At 38.5% G+C, this 19,663-nt stretch carries 13 protein-coding genes and 2 pseudogenes; 7 read left to right on the top strand and 8 right to left on the bottom strand.

All coding sequences use genetic code 11. The features are described from left to right. Positions 1–252: 252 nt before the first annotated feature. Entirely contained in the window at positions 253–1,749 is a 1,497-nt protein-coding gene (locus CWATDRAFT_RS08470; RefSeq protein ID WP_007304618.1) for an IS66-like element ISCwa4 family transposase, read from the top strand. A 526-nt stretch (positions 1,750–2,275) separates the two neighbouring features. On the opposite strand, the gene CWATDRAFT_RS08460 is transcribed toward CWATDRAFT_RS08470, so the two are convergent. From CWATDRAFT_RS08460 to CWATDRAFT_RS08450, 3 genes are all read right to left on the bottom strand, one after another. After that, positions 2,276–2,683, bottom strand: a complete 408-nt coding sequence (locus tag CWATDRAFT_RS08460) for a hypothetical protein (protein ID WP_007304617.1) — start codon at positions 2,681–2,683, stop codon at positions 2,276–2,278. A gap of 112 nt (positions 2,684–2,795) precedes the next feature. After that, a complete protein-coding gene (locus CWATDRAFT_RS08455; protein ID WP_007311632.1) occupies positions 2,796–3,158 on the bottom strand; it encodes a hypothetical protein in 363 nt (120 codons plus the stop codon). A gap of 124 nt (positions 3,159–3,282) precedes the next feature. After that, on the bottom strand, positions 3,283–3,720 hold the full coding sequence (locus tag CWATDRAFT_RS08450) for a hypothetical protein (RefSeq protein WP_232287041.1): 438 nt from the start codon (positions 3,718–3,720) through the stop codon (positions 3,283–3,285). Between the two features lie 252 nt (positions 3,721–3,972). Between CWATDRAFT_RS08450 and CWATDRAFT_RS35610 the strand changes: the two are divergent. Beyond that, positions 3,973–5,458: pseudogene (locus tag CWATDRAFT_RS35610) on the top strand (IS1380-like element ISCwa5 family transposase). A 224-nt stretch (positions 5,459–5,682) separates the two neighbouring features. Here the strand turns inward: CWATDRAFT_RS35610 and CWATDRAFT_RS08435 are convergent. After that, the gene (locus CWATDRAFT_RS08435) at positions 5,683–6,480 is read right to left on the bottom strand and encodes an AEC family transporter (protein WP_007304612.1); all 798 of its coding nucleotides are present in this window, start codon (positions 6,478–6,480) and stop codon (positions 5,683–5,685) included. A 150-nt stretch (positions 6,481–6,630) separates the two neighbouring features. Between CWATDRAFT_RS08435 and CWATDRAFT_RS08430 the strand changes: the two genes are divergently transcribed. After that, the gene (locus CWATDRAFT_RS08430) at positions 6,631–7,359 is read left to right on the top strand and encodes a PEP-CTERM sorting domain-containing protein (RefSeq protein ID WP_007304611.1); all 729 of its coding nucleotides are present in this window, start codon (positions 6,631–6,633) and stop codon (positions 7,357–7,359) included. A gap of 114 nt (positions 7,360–7,473) precedes the next feature. On the opposite strand, the gene CWATDRAFT_RS08425 is transcribed toward CWATDRAFT_RS08430, so the two are convergent. The 3 genes and pseudogenes from CWATDRAFT_RS08425 to CWATDRAFT_RS38370 all read right to left on the bottom strand — a co-directional run. Continuing rightward, complete coding sequence (locus CWATDRAFT_RS08425; protein WP_007304610.1) at positions 7,474–8,439, bottom strand: ribonucleotide-diphosphate reductase subunit beta; 966 nt, start codon at positions 8,437–8,439, stop codon at positions 7,474–7,476. Between the two features lie 92 nt (positions 8,440–8,531). Next, positions 8,532–10,001 (bottom strand): reverse transcriptase domain-containing protein, encoded by a 1,470-nt coding sequence (locus CWATDRAFT_RS08420; RefSeq protein ID WP_007304609.1) that lies wholly within the window; start codon positions 9,999–10,001, stop codon positions 8,532–8,534. 785 nt (positions 10,002–10,786) lie between these two features. Beyond that, a pseudogene (locus tag CWATDRAFT_RS38370) lies at positions 10,787–10,903 on the bottom strand (ribonucleotide-diphosphate reductase subunit beta); the annotation flags it as partial. Positions 10,904–11,240: 337 nt separating this feature from the next. Here CWATDRAFT_RS38370 and CWATDRAFT_RS08410 point away from each other — a divergent pair. The 4 genes from CWATDRAFT_RS08410 (at position 11,241) to CWATDRAFT_RS39540 (ending at position 18,473) form a co-directional block, all read left to right on the top strand. Continuing rightward, positions 11,241–12,116 (top strand): 6-pyruvoyl trahydropterin synthase family protein, encoded by an 876-nt coding sequence (locus CWATDRAFT_RS08410; RefSeq protein ID WP_007304607.1) that lies wholly within the window; start codon positions 11,241–11,243, stop codon positions 12,114–12,116. A 202-nt stretch (positions 12,117–12,318) separates the two neighbouring features. Further along, positions 12,319–12,735 carry a CAAD domain-containing protein gene (locus tag CWATDRAFT_RS08405; protein ID WP_007304606.1) on the top strand — a complete coding sequence of 139 codons (417 nt, stop codon included), beginning with the start codon at positions 12,319–12,321 and terminating at the stop codon, positions 12,733–12,735. Between the two features lie 792 nt (positions 12,736–13,527). After that, on the top strand, positions 13,528–15,042 hold the full coding sequence (locus tag CWATDRAFT_RS08400; RefSeq protein ID WP_021831311.1) for a group II intron reverse transcriptase/maturase: 1,515 nt from the start codon (positions 13,528–13,530) through the stop codon (positions 15,040–15,042). A 221-nt stretch (positions 15,043–15,263) separates the two neighbouring features. Then, positions 15,264–18,473, top strand: coding sequence for a hypothetical protein (locus tag CWATDRAFT_RS39540; RefSeq protein ID WP_007304604.1), 3,210 nt, complete (start codon positions 15,264–15,266; stop codon positions 18,471–18,473). A 68-nt stretch (positions 18,474–18,541) separates the two neighbouring features. Here CWATDRAFT_RS39540 and mraY read toward each other — a convergent pair whose 3' ends face one another. Then, positions 18,542–19,645 (bottom strand): phospho-N-acetylmuramoyl-pentapeptide-transferase, encoded by a 1,104-nt coding sequence (mraY, locus tag CWATDRAFT_RS08390; protein ID WP_007304603.1) that lies wholly within the window; start codon positions 19,643–19,645, stop codon positions 18,542–18,544. Positions 19,646–19,663: the final 18 nt, after the last annotated feature.

Raw genomic sequence — 19,663 nt, 5'->3', positions numbered from 1 at the left:
TCACTATTTTTTTTACTCTTTTAATTAATGTAAATTTAAAACCATACTTACCAAAATCCAACCAAAACAAAACAAGTGTAATAAAGCTGTAAATAACTGATATACGAATAAAAATATTAACATTAAGCCTAACAAAACTATACATTCCAATAATAGCTAGAAAAGAAATAAGTAAGAGAATAGGTAATTGCTCACCGCAATAAAGAATCTGTCTTGACAACATAAAGGTAAAATCGGGGATTTTTATGTATAGTGGGGGTTATGACCACAAATGCTACCATTGATTCAAAGCTAGTTAGAGCTATCGCCGATGAACAGTTGGCGAACAATGTCTTCATGATTGAGTGGCTAGTCAAGGCACAACAACAGTTATCTCTTCAACAAAGACTGATTGACCAGCAACAACAACAAATCTCTACACAACAGCAAGAAATTGAAAAATTGAAAGAAGAGAGAGATAAGCTAAAAAACCGTAACTCAAAAAACAGTTCAGTCCCCCCATCATCAGACCAACTAAAAAAGCCTTCTGACAAAAAGAAACGCAAAAAAGGATTTAAACGCGGACCAAAATATGACCACCCAGGGAAGACCCGTAATGGTTTTGGTCAGCCCGATAAGATAGTCACTTTAGAACTAGAAAACTGTCCTGTTTGTGGGGGTTCAGTGGAACGAGATGAAGTAGTTCCCGAAAAAGTCCAGCAAGTGGCTGAAGTAGTAGACCAACCCATAGAAATCAGGGAATATCGTCGCGGATTCTATAAATGTCCTAGTTGTGGATGGTCAGATTACAGTCCTGTTCCATTGGGAGTTAAAGAAGGATTCAGTTATGGGGCGCGATTAAGTAGCATCGTGGGCTGGCTTGGCTATGGGGGTAATCTTACATGGCGTAAACAGGAACATTTTATAGAGTATGTCTTTGGCATTCCCATTTCTCAAGGGAGCCTTGCCAAAATGCACAAATGGTTTCAAGAAAGTTTAGAACCCTTGACCCAACAGTGGTTAAAGTACATCCAGCAGCCAGGAATCCGATGTGTTGACGAAACCAGTTATTGCATCGATGGCATCAAGTATTGGGTTTGGGTAGCCACATCAAATGAGGTCTGTGTGTTGATGTTGGCTCCCACTAGAAGCTCCGCAGAAGTCGAGAAATTGTTAGGAGCAGATTTTAAGGGCATCCTCACCAGTGACTGCTATAGTGCCTACTTTAGACAAAGTGCGATGGCCAAACAGAAATGTCTGGCACATTTAGAACGAGAGTTAGAGTCCCTTAAAACCAGTCGTTTTCAAGCGAATCGAGAATTTGCTGCCGATGTACAGCAAGTTTTAGCAACCGCCCGTATCCATTATCGTCATTATCATGCTCGAAATTTAACCCTTGAAGACTTAGGCTCCAAAAGAACAGAAGTCGAGAACTCACTGCAAAAGATTTTTAAAGCAACTCCCAAAAAAGGATGGCCTTATGATGCACAAAGATTGATTAACCGTCTCAAACGTCATTGGGAAGAGTGGTTCACCTTTCTAACTTATCCTGAAGTCAAACCAGATAATAATGATGCTGAGAGAGCTTTACGTCCCATTGTCATTCATCGCAAAGTAAGTGGGGGAGCAAGAAGCGACTGGGGTGCAGAGTTAGTCACCCAAATGTTCAGTTTTTTAGAGACCATGAGATTACAGGGGCAAAATGCCATTGTCCAATTATGCGAATTATTTTCATTAGCTGGTCGGAGTCCCCCAGGATTAGAGATGTAAAAGGCTCCGGAGCCGATGGGGGATAGATTTTTCTTGATCGCCCTATCTCTCTGCACAAAAATACACAGGGTTAGCGGATAATCTCCGCTAATAAAAAACTATCTTACTATTCTTTTTTTTTCTCATATTGTTGTTTTTATTTGAGGTTTTTAAAAGACTTGATTCTGGGAATGTTAGTCATTTAAATAGCCGTAATAAATTAGCTTAAATTTTACGCTAAATCACAGGGCTTATATTTTTGTTGACTCAACTGATGTTGTTTGTAGTGCTTTTCAATAAGACTTTTTTGTTGCGGTGAGCAGTTACCATATTTCTGCTATTTCTAGATTTTTTTTGTATTCTCTCCCATTGGAACGAACCTGATAAAGTTGGCAACAGGATGCTAATTTATCCCTCTGGTTAAGATTTTTATTGTTTAACATAATTGAACTTCTAACTAAAATAATAAAAAAAAAGAAAAGGATTAAGGCGACAATTAAACCCTCAATCCACGACATAAAAAATACTAAAAGTCTGATTATTTACCTTACCAAGCTAATAAATTTCCTAAGTAATTTTGCCTGATTTGAGTATCATTTACATAACGAGTGGTTTGGTTTTGTTGATAGATGCCATAACGATAAGCTTCTGATTGAATCACAACGGAACAATCTTGCTGCCGGATTAAATCAACTGATTGAGATTGCCAACCTGTATTAGCTCCAGATACTTGACTATTGCTCTGTTGAGACTCAGTAATTATTTTATCATTAACTGTTGCTCGATTATCATATCCAGCACCTTGTCTTTGGTTACGAACTTCATAAATATTACAATGTTTATTAGGATCAAAAGTACCAACAAATGACTGATATTCTTGTGCCATTATAGGTAAATAACTACTTAAAGAAACTAGAAAACTCAGAGACATGAAATATGAACGAATCAAAAACATAAATTAGGATCCTCACTAACAAGATAAAAGACGTACTTAGAGACAATATTTAGGTAGCTATCTAGGATTTTAGTCATATTAAATCCTAGATTTTTGGTTATTTAATCTTTCTTTAAAAAGACAACCCAGACCCAATAGTATTATTTATAAATGTAGAGTCGTGTGCTGGACTATAAATATCAACAGGAACGCCAATTTGTGTCCTAATAACTGGACTATTAATCCCATAAGGTAAGGGTTGACTACCCCCCACAAGATGAGAACTATTGCGGCCTTGTTTAACTGTTCCAGAACCTGTATAAACTTGGCTAGAAGTATTAGTTGTTGCATTTCCCCAACAATTTCCCATGGTTTGCATTTCTACATTATTGTTTTGTTGTACCGGTATAGATGCTCCTCTAATAGCAAGTTGTAAAGAAACATCTGTCATGGCGCAACCTGCATGGGCAGTTTGACCATTTAGGGGGATTGACATCAGTAAAGTTGCCAACAGTAGAAAGAAATTTGAGGTTATTTTCATGTTCTTGATTTCCAATAAGTAAAATGAAAGAAAAAGCAGGGAATTATAATATGTTTATTAGTTATCCCTGCCGATTTAATTAGAATCCGAAAGGACTCTGTTGACTTTGATTATTTAACTGAAATCCAGAATTATCCACTGAATTAAAACCTCCGATTGCAGCACCAGTTTGGCCACTTCCTATTTCAGAAATACCAACATTATTACCAAATCCAAAACCACTATTTTGTCGTTGAGTATTAAATTGCCCCATGGTATTTGTGACATTGTTTCTGAAACCTTCTCCTACCGCAGTTTGAGAACCATACATAGTGGAAGAAGCAGCATTATTTCCAGGACTCAAAAAGCCATTTTGCCCTTGAAAAGAACCTTGACGCATGGTATTATTAAGGCGGTTACCAGAGCAAATGCCGACCCCTGTTTGCTCAGCAAGCTGTTGATTGATAGCGGTATTATCAGCTTTGACGGCAGTAGAAAGAGTTATTAAAGAAGACAAAACAATACCCGAATTTCTCACAAAATCTGCGATCGCCAAACACAGAAGCCTTACAGGAAGTGGGTTTGAACAGAGCGATCGCAGATTTCCCCAACCAACAGTCTGTTGTCAGATTTTAAGTTAAAATCAACCCGAATTAGACAAAGATGAAAAGATAAATCAATCACTCATTTTTCCAAAAAAATTATTAATAAAATCTCTAATAGTACTAGATTGTTAGAATAAAATATGCTATAATTTAATTATTAAAGCAATTTACCTTAAACTGATTTAATGAGTCCCAGTCATCCCCGAACCCCTCGTCAAGTAATCAACTTTAGTAAACAGAAAGGAAAAGAAATAATCGCTAATTTTGATGGGGGACTAATCACTTCAGATGCGGGGATTGTCTGGATAGCTGAGTTGGATAAAAAACTGGGAATTACGGAGAAGTTTGGTAACTGTTTTCAAGATCATCGTCATCAATCTTATGTAGATCATTCCGTTCATGAGTTATTAGCACAAAGGCTTTATGGAATTATTTTAGGCTATGAAGATGTCAATGATCATGATAAATTACGTCACGATCCTGCCCTTAAGATCGCTTTAGAAAAGCTTAATGAACTTGAAGATAAAAAGGGATGGTTAGCTGGAAAAAGTACAATTAATAGATTGGAATATTGTCCTGAGACTATTCTCGACCAAAAAACGAGTCGTTATCATAAAATAGAACCCAACTTTGAAGCCATTGAAAAATCTTTTGTCGAATTTTTTTTTAGAGTCTTATAAAAAACCTCCCTTAAGTATTATATTAGATATGGATGTCACGGATGACCAAGTACATGGTAATCAAGAAGGGGCATTTTTTAATAGTTATTATCACGGAGTATGTTATGCTCCTTTATATATTTTCTGTGGGCATCATTTATTAGTTGCTAAACTTCGTTCATCTAATGTAGATCCAGCCGATGGAGCCTTAGACGAATTACAAAGAATTATCGGACTAATTAGAGAAAAATGGTCAGAGACTCATATCCTAGTTAGGGGTGATAGTGCCTATGCCCGTGAAGAAATCTTCTATTTTTGTGAAAATCAGCCTTTAGTTGATTATGTTATAGCTATGGGAACAAATGGCGTTCTTAAGTTACGAGCGGATGATGTAATTGAAAAAGCCAAACATGAATATGAAAAAAAACTAGCTCCAATAACTGAATTAATGGATAGTTTATTTCAGAAAAAAGAAGATTTAGAAGAAGTTAAAAAATTAGTACCAATTTCTACTTGGTATCGCTCTATTCGTTATAAAACAGAAAAGTCATGGAGTTGTCAAAGAAGAGTAGTGACAAAAGTTTGTTATGGAAGTAATGGCTTAAAAATGCGCCAGGTGGTGACATCTTTGCCCGCTTCAAAAAGTCCACCCTCAAAACTTTATACAAAAAAATACTGTCCGAGAGGCGAGATGGAAAATCGGATTAAAGAACAACAATTAGACTTGTTAGCTGATAGAACTTCAACTCAAACATTTCAAAGTAATCAACTAAGATTATGGATACATTCCTGGGCTTATGTTCTCATAAATGCTTTTCGTCAACACTGTTTAAAAAAAATTTCATTGGCTAAAGCAACTGTGGGAAGAATACGTCTAAATCTTCTTAAGTTGGGAGCCAGAATAAAGATTAGTTGTAGAAGAATTATTATCGCTATAGCTGGTGCTTGTCCTTATCAAGATATTTTATCTATTGCTAACAAAAGAATTAAAACTATTCCTAATACTGGATAAGTAGAATAAGTTGTTTTTTGAAAAAGATATCTATCATAAGTTGTTGACTGACTGATACTTTCATTTAGTCTTATTTATCGTGGAGAAAATCAAAAGTTAATATAATTATTCCCTCTTAAACTCAATTTTTGGATAATCAAAGTCAATTTTTTTATTCATCTATATTCAAAATTTCTATTAGTCCTAAAAATTATCATTTTTCATCTCTGGATTGGGCTTTCAAATTAATTTGTGAAAAATCCGGGTATAGTATTCACTGCAGTTGGCATGGCACTTTGTAAGATAAAAACTTGTAAATCTAAGGGAGGTAATTGAATAATCATACCGACAGATAAAGCAATTAAAGGAGCTAACACTAATCTAAAATTAAGAGAGATTAGTTCAAAGTTAGTAACTTTAAAACTTGTGTTAACCAATTCCATTCCCAGGATAATTAAAGCTACGGGAATAGCTGCTCTACCTAGCAAATGTAAAGCTTCTCCTAAATTAAAAGGGAGAGTTATTCGTAGTAACCTTAAACTTAGCCCTGCTAACATTGCCCAGATCAAAGGTGATTTTAAAGTAACTTTAAAACTATTTTTAAAACTGGTTCCTGCTAGGATAGCTGGTGCAATACCAAATAATAAAATACTGGAACCAATCATATAAATAATCGCTCTTTCTAACCCCTCTGCCCCTAAAGAAAAATCAACCAAAGGTAATCCCATATTACCATTATTGGGATGTAGGCTAGTCGCAATTAAACTTTTGCGTGTAATACTAGGAAATTTAAGTATATAGCTAGTTAGATAAACCAGTAAAAAAAGAATAAAAGCAACAATAAATACTCCCAATAATAATCGGGTTGCATTTTGTACTGAAATAGTGGTTGTATATAAACTGTCAGCTACTAATGCAGGGGCTAATATATAAACACTTAATTGGGATAGGGTTTTTTTATGAAGTGTTAAAGTTTTGCCAGCAATAACCCCAATCATAATAATAAAGGCAACAGGAATAATAGCAGGTAATAAAACAGTCATTCAACTTTTAACTTAGTGTTTTTGGGGATTATACTAAATCTCGTTCTCAAACCTATCTTATCTTCTAGAAGAGAAGATGCAGAGGGTAGCTTTGCTAGAGGCAGGAGGGTTTTCAAGTGTAAGCTATGCAATTTAAAAGGGGGGTATAACATGAGGATTTTGTATTATAACAAATCCTCATGTTATATGAACTATAATTATATCCAAATACTTAACAAGCTAAAAATGAAAAAATTTTTAATGGTTTCTGTTGTGACTTTAACTAGTTTAGTTATGAATCCTGCCTTATCCTGTAAAGCTTTAGCAATTTCTATTGCTGCTACTGCTACTGGTTCTATTAGTCCTCCTACAACTTCTAGGACTGAATTAATTAATGGGGATTTTTCAATTACTGTTAATTCACGAAATCCCGCTTTGAGATTACTTGGTGATGGGGTAACTGAAATAACTCATTGGACGTTTGATTTTACCAATGATCCAAATCTTTCTCAGTTTCCTAATGGAGGAACTTTAAACAAAGCTTTATTAATGCTAACTCTTAGCCCCAGAAATACATTAATTACTACGGACAGTACAGGAATTCCTGGAGTAAAACAACTTAAGATTTCTGATTCATCTGGTGTTCCCTCCATAGGAACTACAGGAACAATAACGTTTGATTTACTTGATTTTGGATTTACTTCTGCTGATATTCTTGGTGCCTTTAATAATCCCGATACCAATGTAATTCCTTGGTTTTATCAAAATGATGCAATTATATCTTTTGCAAAACTTGAGTTATATGCTGTTCCAGAACCTTTGACTATTCTCGGAGCAGGGACAGCCATAGCTTTTGGAACAGGATTCAAACGTAAGTTGGCAAAAGTTAAGAAAAAATAGAATTTAATCAAATCGATAAAGTAAGAAGGTGGGCAAGTCAAGAATCTGTCTAAAATAATAACAAACTTAACATCCTTGCCCACCCTACAAAAGAAAAGTTCTATCTAAGAGAAACTAAATTTCATCCCATCCCGTTAAACCAGAAGACATGACATAACTGGTAACAGTTGCTTCAAAGAAATTAGCTTTAGTATGTGCCGCTTTTTTGGTATCAGAAAACCTTTCTAAGTGGGTGTAAGGACTCTTACTGTATTTTGGTTCAGGATAAAGAGGCTCTAAGCCAATAGATCGTAACCTAATATTAGCCAAATACTTAGTATATTTTTCTGTACTCGACTCAGTAATACCCAGGATATTGTTACCCACAATATGATTAGTCCAGCGACATTCATAATTAACCGCCATATCGAACATTTCATAAATTTGTTCAACGGAATGAGGAAAAACTTTCCTCGCTTCTGGAATTAATTTTTGATACAGTCTGACATGACTTAACTCATCGCGGTTAATCATCTTAAAAATGTCGGCAGAGCCTGGCATTAGCATCCGAGAGGCCAAATTATAGAAGTAAATAAATCCATTATAAAAATAGAGTCCTTCCAATAAAAAATCAGCCATCAATGCAATAAAATAGTTCTCAGTAGTTGCATCATCAATGTACTTTTGATACAACTTAGCAATGAACTCACAGCGATCTCTTAAAAGTTTATCAGTACGCCAAAATTCATAAACTTGAGTTCTTCTCTCAGGGGGAATAATTGTTTCAATGAGATATTGATAACTTTGGTTGTGCATTCCTTCTTGAGATATTTGTTCTGCCATACAAAGACTAATCTCTGGGGCAGTAATGCTAGTTTTTAGATGAGGAATATTACAAGTTTGAACGGAATCTAAAAAGGTAAGATAAGACAAAATACCATCGTAAGCATACCGTTCATCATCGGTTAAATTCCCGTAATCTGTTACATCTTGAGTAATATCCAACCTTTGTGGAATCCAAAAATTTTCTCGCATTTGTTGATACAAACCAACAGCCCATGTGTAACGAACATCATTATTAGGGGTCGAAGTGATAGTCACCTGTCACAACTCCCATTCAAAACCGTACATGAAACTTTCGCTTCATACGGCTCCTAGTTTAATCAGCCTTTGTCATAGGTACAGTCATTACATCATTTCTCCGAGTTTACATATACTTTCTCTTTCTTAAAAAGTTCTGTAACTCTTGTTAATGTTTCTGGGTAATTTATTTTTCTATTGCTCCAATATGTCCAGTTCCCGTCATAGGGTGAGGCATCGCTTTCTACTATTACATGACGTTTCATTTCAATTTTGTCATGTTTAAGTAAGCAATATTCTCCATCCTGAAATGTCCATTTACCATGTATTCCATCTGAAAAATATTTACTTAATTTTTGTTTGTTAGCTTTGCCTGTTCTGTTCACTGTCCAAGCCCTAAGTTTACACCATAGTAAGTGATCAATCTTACTGAAAATTTTTCCAGAACATACTACCCGGTTATAATTACACCATCCTCTTATTATGGGGTTTAATTCCATAATAAGTCGGGATTGAGGGGCTTTTTTATATTTATCTACTGTGTCCCTCAATTTTTTATAGTGGTTTTTTATTGATTTTTCTGATGGTTTGATGATTGTCTTAAATCCGAATTTTTTACCCGAATAATAATGTCTTCCAGAATGGTGTTTTTCCACTGGATATTGTCTGATATTGAATCCAAGAAAGTCAAATCCAGGTTCTACTTTTTGATCGTTTATCTCTATTTCATTCAGACTATGACATATTTTGGTTTTTTCTGTTTCGATTTCTAAACCTAATTTTTTCAAACACTTTCTAATCAATATTTTGCATTGTTTTATAACTTCATAATCTCTATGAAAAATAACAAAGTTATGGGCATATCTTATGATGGTTGGTTGGAAGTTATTTATGGCTTTCCCTTCTCTCGTTATTGAGTTGGGAAAATTATCTCTAACTTCTTTCATCATTCCATGTAATGCAATATTTGCTAGTAACGGACTTATAACATCTTTTTGTGATGTTGTACTTTCCGTTTCTGCAAATACACCGTTGTCCATTACACCTGATTTTAACCATTGTTTGATGATTTTTTTGATGTTTGAAGGACAATCCACTTTGGATAGTAGGTAATCATGGTTAATCTTGTCAAACCATTCGGCTATATCAGCATCTAGTACATACTTGGGTTTGTTCCCAATTACTTGTAAGATTCTACCTATAGCATCATGGACACTTCTGCCTGGACGAAAACCATAAGATGTTTCCTCAAATTGGGCTTCCCAATATGGCTCTAAGGCTAATTTAACCAGGGCTTGCATTGCTCTATCTTTGATGGCGCAAATTTCTGCCCCCTTGACATCTCTCCTACCGCCTTTAGTAAGGGAGGTTAGGGAAGATTCTTTGGTGACTTGGCGTATGGCTAAGAGCTTTGCATAGTAGGACTTGAATAACAGTTTTTGAAGCTTTCTTGCTAATACTTTGTTACCCGATTTAACTGCTTGAAATATTCGCTTTTGTAACTTAAACACCTTTCTTTGGACTTTTGCCCAATTGATTGTGTTCCATGAATTCGTAGTCTTGGTTATACTCGCTTTTTCCATTTTTATTACTAATGACAACTATTTCTTCTGATTAAACCGCAGTACGTCGGCATATCCACATTCATTACAAATGGGCATTAGCTTCTTACTGCATCTCACCCCCATGTCCCTTGCGGTAATAGTTTGTTCCTACTCATCTGATTCGACCTTTCCATGAGAGCAGACATGGGGTTTACTCGTTCCGTTAATTAGGGTGTTATTGGTTTTAGGTTCCATCTATCCCCCAGGTTACTTTTAGGAATCTCTGTGGATGACCAATTTATTTCTCCACTTTTCACCTTGTTCTTTTGAACGCAGCGTATCAAACACACTTTTCGCTGCTTCTTGATATTGAGGGATTCTCGATGATTCACTTTCGTTAACCATTTCCAATTGACTTGCATTGTTCTCATTCTGTGTGTTGAGAATGTTTCTTGCTTTCATCCCCGCTTCACTTTAGATTTTACTAATTTCTAATGTGGGAGAAGTGTCGTCATTCTTTGAATTTTTTTCATTGATTCCGAATGTGGCTCCTTTAGCCAACTAATTAACAGTTATTAGGTCTTCTAGGTATATATGCTGTTCAGTTGTCCCTACTGGGCTGACTCGGTGATTGCTACATCAGTCTATTAACTTTTGTGAATTTCCCTTGCATTCCTAGTTTTTTTAGGTGTACCTGTTTTATCTTTTGGGTTTTTCTGAGAATCTCCCACAAACTAGATTTAGTTTTTTTCAGGTCACCATAACCTAACAAGCAACGAAGTATCCCTTGAGAAAGGCATACTTCGTTGCTTAACGAGTCACACTAATTGCATCAAGTTTGTGGTATTACCAAACCAGATGGAACGATTTTCAATGGCATCGTCTCCTTCCGGGTTAAAGATGGGATTGATGGGCATTTCCGTTTGATTCGTGACAATCATTTATGACTTAATAATTAAGGTACACCGATCAATTATAGTGGATTTTTCTTTTATGATTAATCCCGCATTTCTCACAAATTCTGCGATCGCTAAACTTCAAACCATTATGTAGTCTGAGTTTAACCTTGATTTGAGGGGCGAGTAAAAAATAACAGTGTGCCATTTTAAGCGATCGCTTGAAAAATAAGCCACATCTAACCTCTAGCTGATTACTGATCAGTTTGTGAGAAATGCGGGTAATGTACCAAGAGGACTGCCCAAAGGCCCCAAAAACGTATATGCTAGAAAAAAACAAACTTTACGAAACGTTACAAATTGCAATTTGTAAACAATAACTATGCAATGTGTCATTAACCGTCGCGCCCAATTTAGTGCCAATCATCGTTATTGGTTGCCAGAATGGGACGAAAGCAAAAATCAGCAAGCATTTGGGCTTTGTAGCCGTTTTCCAGGTCATGGTCATAATTATGTCCTCTTTGTCTCTTTGTTAGGCGAGATCGACCAATATGGCATGGTAGAGAACCTATCTACCGTTAAACAAGTAATCAAACGAGAAGTCACCTCCCAACTCGACTACGCTTATCTAAATGATGTTTGGGAAGAGTTTCAAACCACCCTACCCACCACTGAAAACATAGCTAGAGTAATCTGGCAAAGGTTAAAAGATCATTTACCCATCGTCAAAATACAACTATTTGAACACCCCCAACTCTGGGCCGAATATCAAGGAGATGCCATGAAAGCCACGTTAAACATTCAAACCCATTTTAGTGCAGCCCATCGTCTTGCCCGTCCAGACCTCAGTTTAGAAGAAAATACCAAAATTTATGGTAAATGCGCTCGTACCCACGGCCACGGCCATAATTATCACCTTGAGGTATCCGTTAGTGGGGATATTGACCCCCGTACAGGAATGCTGGTTGATTTAGTAGCCTTGCAAAACATAGTCAATGATTATGTGGTGGAACCCTTCGATCATAATTTCTTGAATAAAGATGTCCCTTACTTTGCCGAAGTTGTCCCCACAGCAGAAAATATTGCCCTCTATATTGCCCAACTGCTACAACAACCCATCCGGGAACTGGGGGCGCAACTAGAAAAAGTCAAATTAATCGAAAGTCCTAATAATTCCTGTGAAATCTATTGTGGTTCTTCTGCTGAGTCCTTAAATATACTATCTCAACAGGCCCCCCAACTCATGGCACTTCATTAATAAATGTAACATTATGGTCTTAAGTGTCCTTAAGAGGCTCAAACTATCTCTAAGGTGCTTCCTGGGGCTTTAAACTGAAAGAAGATACTTTCAGATCGTATCTAGTCAGATTCGTAACAATAAGACAAGCTATTATATAGTTTGACTGTATCGTTACGTTTCCAAGCTCCAGTTATTAGCGTTTGAGAAGGATTGAGTCAATATGGAATCTAAAGTTCAAGAACAAACCACACCTGCAAATTTAAGTTCTGAAGTCCCTGGAACCCTTGCTACAAGCTCTAGCCCTAATATGGGAGATCAGCCTTGGCAAGAATGGTTAGGCCCTGTGGTCGACATCCTCGCCAAAATTCCCGAATATGTGGGAGAGTTTTTTAATGAGTATCAAAAGCCCCTAACTACTCTGGGTTTAATACTATTATCCATTGTTACTGTCAAAATTATCGTTGCTGTCTTAGGGGCAGTCGACGATATTCCCCTTTTAGCCCCTTTAATGGAAATCGTTGGGTTAGGGTATAGTGGTTGGTTTGTTTGGCGTTATCTCTTGAAAGCATCGAACCGCAAAGAGTTATTAGGCGAGTTTGATGCCCTCAAAAATCAAGTGTTTGGTGATAACGGTTAAATGTGACAGTTTTTTACCTTTTTGTGAATCCCTCCGAGCAGTAAAGTTCGGAGGATTTTTTTGTTTTTAATTATCATTCCAAGGAACTCATACTACATCCGATTCCCAGACCTATCTTATCTTCTAGAAGAGGCAGGAGGGTTTTCAAGTTTTAAGCTATGCAATTTAAAAGGGTTTTCATAAACCTAGACGCGCACGCTTACAGACTTCGTTCTAGTAAGGGTGTGCGATTCGATGAGTCAGAAAACTGATACCCAGTCCTAGACAAAGGTACAGCGTGTGACTCGCTCAGATACCCTAGAAGGGGTTCTGAGTAACTGTCCGAATGATGTGGGTGCAAGTCCCACCGCCGAAGGTTACGGCTGACTCAAGACCTACCCACAGTGACCAAACTCGGAATTTTGGAGGCTGAAGCTGGGAATAGGATGCAATCAGACACCGACTGCTGGTGACACTGGCGTTACAGGAGTCCCCATGATGAAACAGAACCTAGAAAAGTGACTTACTTGAGGGCAGGAAAGCAGAAAGAATAGCACCCCCTGACCCCATCGGAGCAATGTAACCCGTCAGCACTTACCCTTATGACTGACATGACCTTGGGTTTCCGATAGTCAAAGTGGTTCCATCTAAAGGGACAATCAATCATCGGACGGAACGAATAAAAACGAATCTAGAGTCTCAGGAGATAGTCGAACCCTGAGTAGGCAAGACGAGATGCGGAACTCTCTAGATTCGGGTAGGACGAAGCGTAATTGCTTCGAGGCAAAAAGAAAACGATTAACAGAGGTGAACATGGTTAGACACAAAATCAAAGATTTTAGTGAACTCTGGAAAAGCCTTCCGTGGAAGAAATTTCGCAGAAATCTTTTTCGTCTCCAAAGAAGATTGTTTAAAGCCATTCAAGCAGAAGACACTAGACGAGCTAGGAATCTTCAGAAACTTATCTTGAAATCCAAGGCAGCTAGACTACTCGCTGTCCGACAAGTATCACAGCTAAATACTGGTAAGAAGACCGCAGGAATTGATGGGGTAAAATCCCTCAACCTCAAACAACGGTTCGACTTAGCAGAAAGGTTACTCAAAGCACATGACTGGAAACACTCAAAGCTGAGAGAAATACCCATCCCCAAAAAGGACGGAACAACCAGAATGCTAAAGGTTCCAACTATGGCTGACAGAGCGTGGCAATGCCTCGTTAAATACGCCCTAGAACCAGCCCATGAAGCACTATTTCACGCCAGAAGCTACGGGTTCAGACCTGGACGCTCAACGCACGACGCTCAAAAGATTCTACAAATCAATCTAAACTCCCACGCAAAAGGAGTAAATAAGAGGATACTTGAGCTAGATATAGAAAAGTGCTTCGACAGGATAAACCACACCTCTATTATGGAAAGGATAATTGCCCCACAAACAATAAAAACAGGTATATGGAGATGCCTGAAAGCAGGGGTTAACCCTCACTTTCCAGAACAAGGAACCCCCCAAGGGGGGGTGGTAAGTCCACTATTAGCTAACGTCGCATTGGACGGTATAGAAGACATCCACAGCAGCATCCGTTATGCGGATGACATGGTTGTTATTCTAAAGCCTAAAGACGATGCAGACAAGATACTCAAAGACATTCAAGAATTCCTGGCGGACAGAGGGCTAAAGGTGAGTGAAAAGAAAACCAAGTTAGTCAAATCGACAGATGGATTTGACTTTCTAGGATGGCACTTCAAAGTACATTCCAACGGAAAGTTCAGATGCGTCCCATCAGAGGACAATTACAAAGCATTCCGTAAGAAAGTTAAAAACATCGTCAACTGCTCGAATTATGGGGCTAGGGTTAAAGCTAAGAAATTAGCCCCCCTAGTAAGAGGATGGCGAAATTATCACAGGTATTGTAAATTGGACGGCTCTCGCTTCTCCTTATGGGGAACATCACATAAAGCCTTCAAAGTCTTCAACAAAGAAAAGAAACTGAACCGACACACGGCAACAGAACTTATCAAGAAGGCTTTTCCAACAGTACCTTATAGTGAAAACCGTCATGTCAACGTCAAAGGAAATAAATCACCCTACGACGGAGACACCGTTTACTGGAGTAAGCGTAAAAACAAGCTCTATGACGGAATAACCTCTAAATGTCTGAAAAGACAAGACCATTCATGTGGACATTGTGGATTAAAGTTTATGGACGATGAGAGGGTTCACCTACATCACATAGACGGAAACCACGATAATTGGAAACCCAAAAACTTAATGGCAGTCCATCATAGCTGTCACCAATATATCCACATGGGCAAGACTGGAAAAGTCTAATTTGTCGGGAGCCGGATGCGTAGAAATACGCACGTCCGGATCTAAACGAGAGGGGCGGAGCATAATAGCTCCCCTCGACTCAACCTAATGGGGTTTCCCTTGTGGACACCTCTCACCGGACCAAACAACTCCTTTGGGACTCTGGTGGGGTTGATACCTTGGATTTTCGGGGATTGAACCATCAAAATAGTGGATTTCATCTGGATTTAAGAGGAGGAGGGATGCTCAGCACGACATTTAGCGGCACAACCTCTTATTCTTCCTCCATAGCCTATGGTTTTGAGGTAGAAAATCTGATTAACTCTAGCAGTAGTGACAAGATTTATCTCAACAACGCTGCTAATGAGATTATGGGTTATAATCCTAATCGTTCTACAGGGCAGGATAAAATCTATTATGGAACCTCTCAAGACACCCTAATACTAGATTATGCTCATTATGAAGTCACCGAAAGCCAAAGTGGTCAAAACCTGATTATTAATCTGGGGGGTAATGGCTCCGTTGAGTTAGTTGATTATTACGCAGATCCAAATAATCAAATCCAAATTTCTTATGCTATCCCTCCTACTCCTCGTCCTGAACCTCCTGAAGGGATTGATATTGTTATCGCTGAAATAGGTCAAATTAGCAATTTAGACCATAACAATCAAACCATTGTTCTGGACCATGACTTTGTTAACCCAGTAATCCTGGCTCAACCCTTATCCTTTAATGATGGTGGCGTGGCCATTGCGAGAATCACCGATATTCAAAGCGATCGCTTCTCAGTAGAAATTCAAGAGGCCAGCAATGAAGATGGCATTCATACAGTAGAAACCTTCAGTTATTTGGTACTTGAGGAAGGGATTTGGGAACTGTCTGATGGGACGATTATCGAAGTAGGTATTATTAATGCTACCAACTCAAGTTGGAGCAACATTAATTTCAGTTACGATTTTGTAGACGACCCTGTGGTTTTAACCCAAATACAAACCAATAACGACAGTAACTTTGTCAAAACTCGTCACAACAACATAACTCAGGATGGATTTGAGGTTCTTTTAGAAAAAGACGAAGCTAATAATGGTACTAGCTATGGCATTGAAACCGTTGCTTGGATGGCCATCTCTTCGGGGACAGGTAGCTGGGATGGCAACACCTTTATGGCCGGTAATACCGGAGACCAAGTTACCCATGATTGGCATACCATAGACTTCGGTAACGCCTTTAATAACACCCCCAAATTTTTGGGTAATATTGCCAGTTATTATGGACCGGACCCTTCAGGATTACGCTATCAAAATCTCAACAATGGCAATGTTCAAATCAAGATTGAGGAAGATACCAGTGCTGATAGCGAAATTGGTCACACTACAGAAGATGTGGATTACTTGGCTATTGAAGCAACAGGAACCCTAATAGGCTCAACTTATGGGCTTATTCCCCCAACCAGTAATGATCCGATTATTGCTCAACTAGGTCAAGTTACTAATTTAGACCATAATAATCAAACCATTGTTCTCGACCATGATTTCGATAACCCAGTAATCTTTGCTAACCCCCTATCCTATAATGGTCCTGCCCCCTCCATCGCTAGAATCACCGATATTCAAGGCGATCGCTTTTCCGTAGAACTTCAAGAACCCAGTAACGAAGATGGTACTCATGCAGAAGAAACCGTTAGTTTCTTAGCCCTTGAGGAAGGTATCTGGGAACTGTCTGATGGCACAATTATCGAAGTCGGTACCATTGATACCACTCACTCAGATTGGCACAACATTAATTTCAGTTACGATTTTGTAGACGGCCCTGTGGTTTTAACCCAAATACAAACCAATAACGACAGTAGCTTTGTCAAAACTCGTCACAACAACATAACTCAGGATGGATTTGAGGTTCTTTTAGAAAATGATGAAGCTAATATGAATAGTGGCCATGGCAATGAAACCGTTGCTTGGATGGCCATCTCTTCGGGGACAGGTAGCTGGGATGGCAACACCTTTATGGCCGGTAATACCGGAGACCAAGTTACCCATGATTGGCATACCATAGACTTCGGTAACGCCTTTAATAACACCCCCAAATTTTTGGGTAATATTGCTAGTTATTATGGACCGGACCCTTCAGGATTACGCTATCAAAATCTCAATAATGGCAACGTTGAAATCAAGATTGAGGAAGATATCAGTATAGATGAGGAAGTTACTCACATCACAGAAGATGTCCATTTCCTGGCTATTGAAGGAACCGGAACCCTAACTGGATCAACTTATATAGATCCTGATAACGATCCCGATCCTGTCAGCACTATAGCTCAAGTAGGACAAATCACGAATTTAGACGAGAACAATCAAACCATTGTTCTGGACCATGATTTCGATAACCCAGTAATCTTTGCTAACCCCCTATCCTATAATGGTCCTGCCCCCTCCATCGCTAGAATCACCGATATTCAAAGCGATCGCTTTTCCGTAGAACTTCAAGAACCCAGTAACGAAGATGGTACTCATGCAGAAGAAACCTTTAGTTTCTTAGCACTTGAGAAAGGGGTTTGGACACTTTCAGACGGGACTGTTATCGAAGTGGGTACTATTGATACCAATGCGATCGCTGGCTCTTATTGGGAGAACATTACCTTTGATTACGATTTTACTAATGCTCCAATAGTCTTAACCCAAGTGCAAACGGATAATGATGCTAGTTTTGTGAAAACTCGCCAAAACAACATCACTCAGGATGGATTTGATCTTGCTTTAGAAAATGATGAAGCTAATCTTAATAGTGGACATGGAACAGAAACCGTTGCTCGGGTAGCCATTTCTTCGGGGACGGGTGACTGGGATGGCAACACCTTTATGGCAGGTGAGACTGGGGATTATGTTACTGAAGCTTTCTACACTCTTAACTTTGGTAACGCCTTTAACAAGGCTCCTAAATTTTTGGGTAATATTGCTAGTTATTATGGATCGGACCCTTCAGGGTTACGCTATCAAAATCTCAATAATGGCAACGTTGAAATCAAGATTGAGGAAGATACCAGTATAGATGAGGAAATCATTCACATCACAGAAAATGTCCATTTCTTGGCTATTGAAGGAACCGGAACCCTAACTGGATCGGCAAATACTGGCAATAACGACCCCTTAACTGGTTTAGCTACTGAGCAGACAGCAACAGCCAGTCAAGATATTTTTGTTGTGGGTAATGCTCAAGAACCATTGTACGATACCTACGGAAAACACGATTATCTGGAAATCTTAGGGTTTGATCAATCCGAAGATGTCATTCAATTAAATGGAATAGCTGATAACTACTCCCTCGGTGCTTCTCCTTTTGATAGTAATGATCAAGGCATCTTTTTGAAAGTTGCTGGTATGCAAGATGAACTGGTGGCCATTGTTAAAGATAACAATAACTTAGATTTAAACTCTAACCAGTTTGTTTTTGTGTAATCTTTGATTACTGATTTTAAAACCCGTCGTTAACGACGGGTTTTATCTGTTTTATCCTTTTTTCGAGGTCACAAAGATGAAATAATAGCCAAGATCGTCAACCCTGCATTCACTAAGTAAAAAACTCCCACAATTTGGGTTTCAGCCCAACCGCTTAATTCTAAATGATGGTGCAAAGGTGCCATTTTCAGCAATCTCTTACCTATGCCATCGGGTCCTTTCGTTGCTTTATAGTAACTGACTTGAGCAATGACGGATAGGGATTCAATAAAGAAAATACCACTAACCACAAATAATGCCCAAAGATTACCACTAATAATTCCTACTGCAGCTAAGGACCCTCCCAAAGCTAAAGAGCCTGTATCACCCATAAATACAGTGGCTGGGTTACGGTTATGAAGTACAAATCCTAGACAACCGCCACCCATACAAGCACAGAAAATTCCTAACTCTGGTGTTTCCCTAGCAACCAAAATACCTAAACCCAGAAAGCCTAAAGCTGCGGTCCCACCTGCTAACCCATCCACACCATCGGTGAGGTTAGTGGCGTTACTTTCAGCTACCAAAACAAATCCTGCTAAACCCCAAAATAAAACCCCTAAAGGTAAAATTAAGCCAAATGGTAGGACAACATTGGTGATGTTAGAAGGTTGGGTTAAAGCCATCCAGAGACAAAAAGCAGAGGCGATCGCAATTTGTAAAATCAGTTTCATCCGGGGTGTCAACCCTTTATTTGATTGTTGTCGCAAAATCTGCCAGTCATCCACCCAACCAATAACCATATAAGCTAAGGTTACTAGAGAAACAGCTATGGCCATCGGTGCCAGTTTTGAGCCAATTAAAGCAATGCTCACCACCACGGGAACAAAAAAGATTCCCCCCATGGTTGGGGTTCCTGCTTTAGTAAGGTGGGTTTGTGGCCCGTCTTCTTGGATCACTTGCCCTGCTTTCAACCTTCGTAAGAAAGGTACAACGCCATAACCGATGGCACCAGTGACAACAGCAGAAATTACCAAAGGAAGTAACAATATCTGGCTAAAATTAGCTAATTGATCGAAGAATTGAGCAAAACCTAGAATAAGAAGCAATAATAAAACAGTTAGTAAACCCAGCAGGCCATTTCCTGATGGTTTTTTTAGGGAGATTTCAGGAGAAAATTTTGCGTCTACCACAGCAGTCAAATTACCATT

This window comes from Crocosphaera watsonii WH 8501 (assembly GCF_000167195.1).
GTDB classification, from domain to species: Bacteria; Cyanobacteriota; Cyanobacteriia; order Cyanobacteriales; family Microcystaceae; genus Crocosphaera; species Crocosphaera watsonii.
The sequence above is the reverse complement of the archived record's forward strand: the minus strand, read 5'-3'. Positions and strand labels throughout refer to the sequence as shown.

Excerpts from the sequence above, each read along its gene's own strand:
- CWATDRAFT_RS08420 (WP_007304609.1), bottom strand. The coding sequence starts at position 10,001 with ATGGAAAAAGCGAGTATAACCAAGACTACGAATTCATGGAACACAATC.
- CWATDRAFT_RS08455 (WP_007311632.1), bottom strand. The coding sequence starts at position 3,158 with ATGTCAATCCCCCTAAATGGTCAAACTGCCCATGCAGGTTGCGCCATG.
- CWATDRAFT_RS08405 (WP_007304606.1), top strand. The coding sequence starts at position 12,319 with ATGGAATCTAAAGTTCAAGAACAAACCACACCTGCAAATTTAAGTTCT.
- CWATDRAFT_RS08460 (WP_007304617.1), bottom strand. The coding sequence starts at position 2,683 with ATGTTTTTGATTCGTTCATATTTCATGTCTCTGAGTTTTCTAGTTTCT.
- CWATDRAFT_RS08400 (WP_021831311.1), top strand. The coding sequence starts at position 13,528 with ATGGTTAGACACAAAATCAAAGATTTTAGTGAACTCTGGAAAAGCCTT.
- CWATDRAFT_RS39540 (WP_007304604.1), top strand. The coding sequence starts at position 15,264 with ATGCTCAGCACGACATTTAGCGGCACAACCTCTTATTCTTCCTCCATA.
- CWATDRAFT_RS08410 (WP_007304607.1), top strand. The coding sequence starts at position 11,241 with ATGCAATGTGTCATTAACCGTCGCGCCCAATTTAGTGCCAATCATCGT.
- CWATDRAFT_RS08430 (WP_007304611.1), top strand. The coding sequence starts at position 6,631 with ATGAGGATTTTGTATTATAACAAATCCTCATGTTATATGAACTATAAT.
- CWATDRAFT_RS08435 (WP_007304612.1), bottom strand. The coding sequence starts at position 6,480 with ATGACTGTTTTATTACCTGCTATTATTCCTGTTGCCTTTATTATTATG.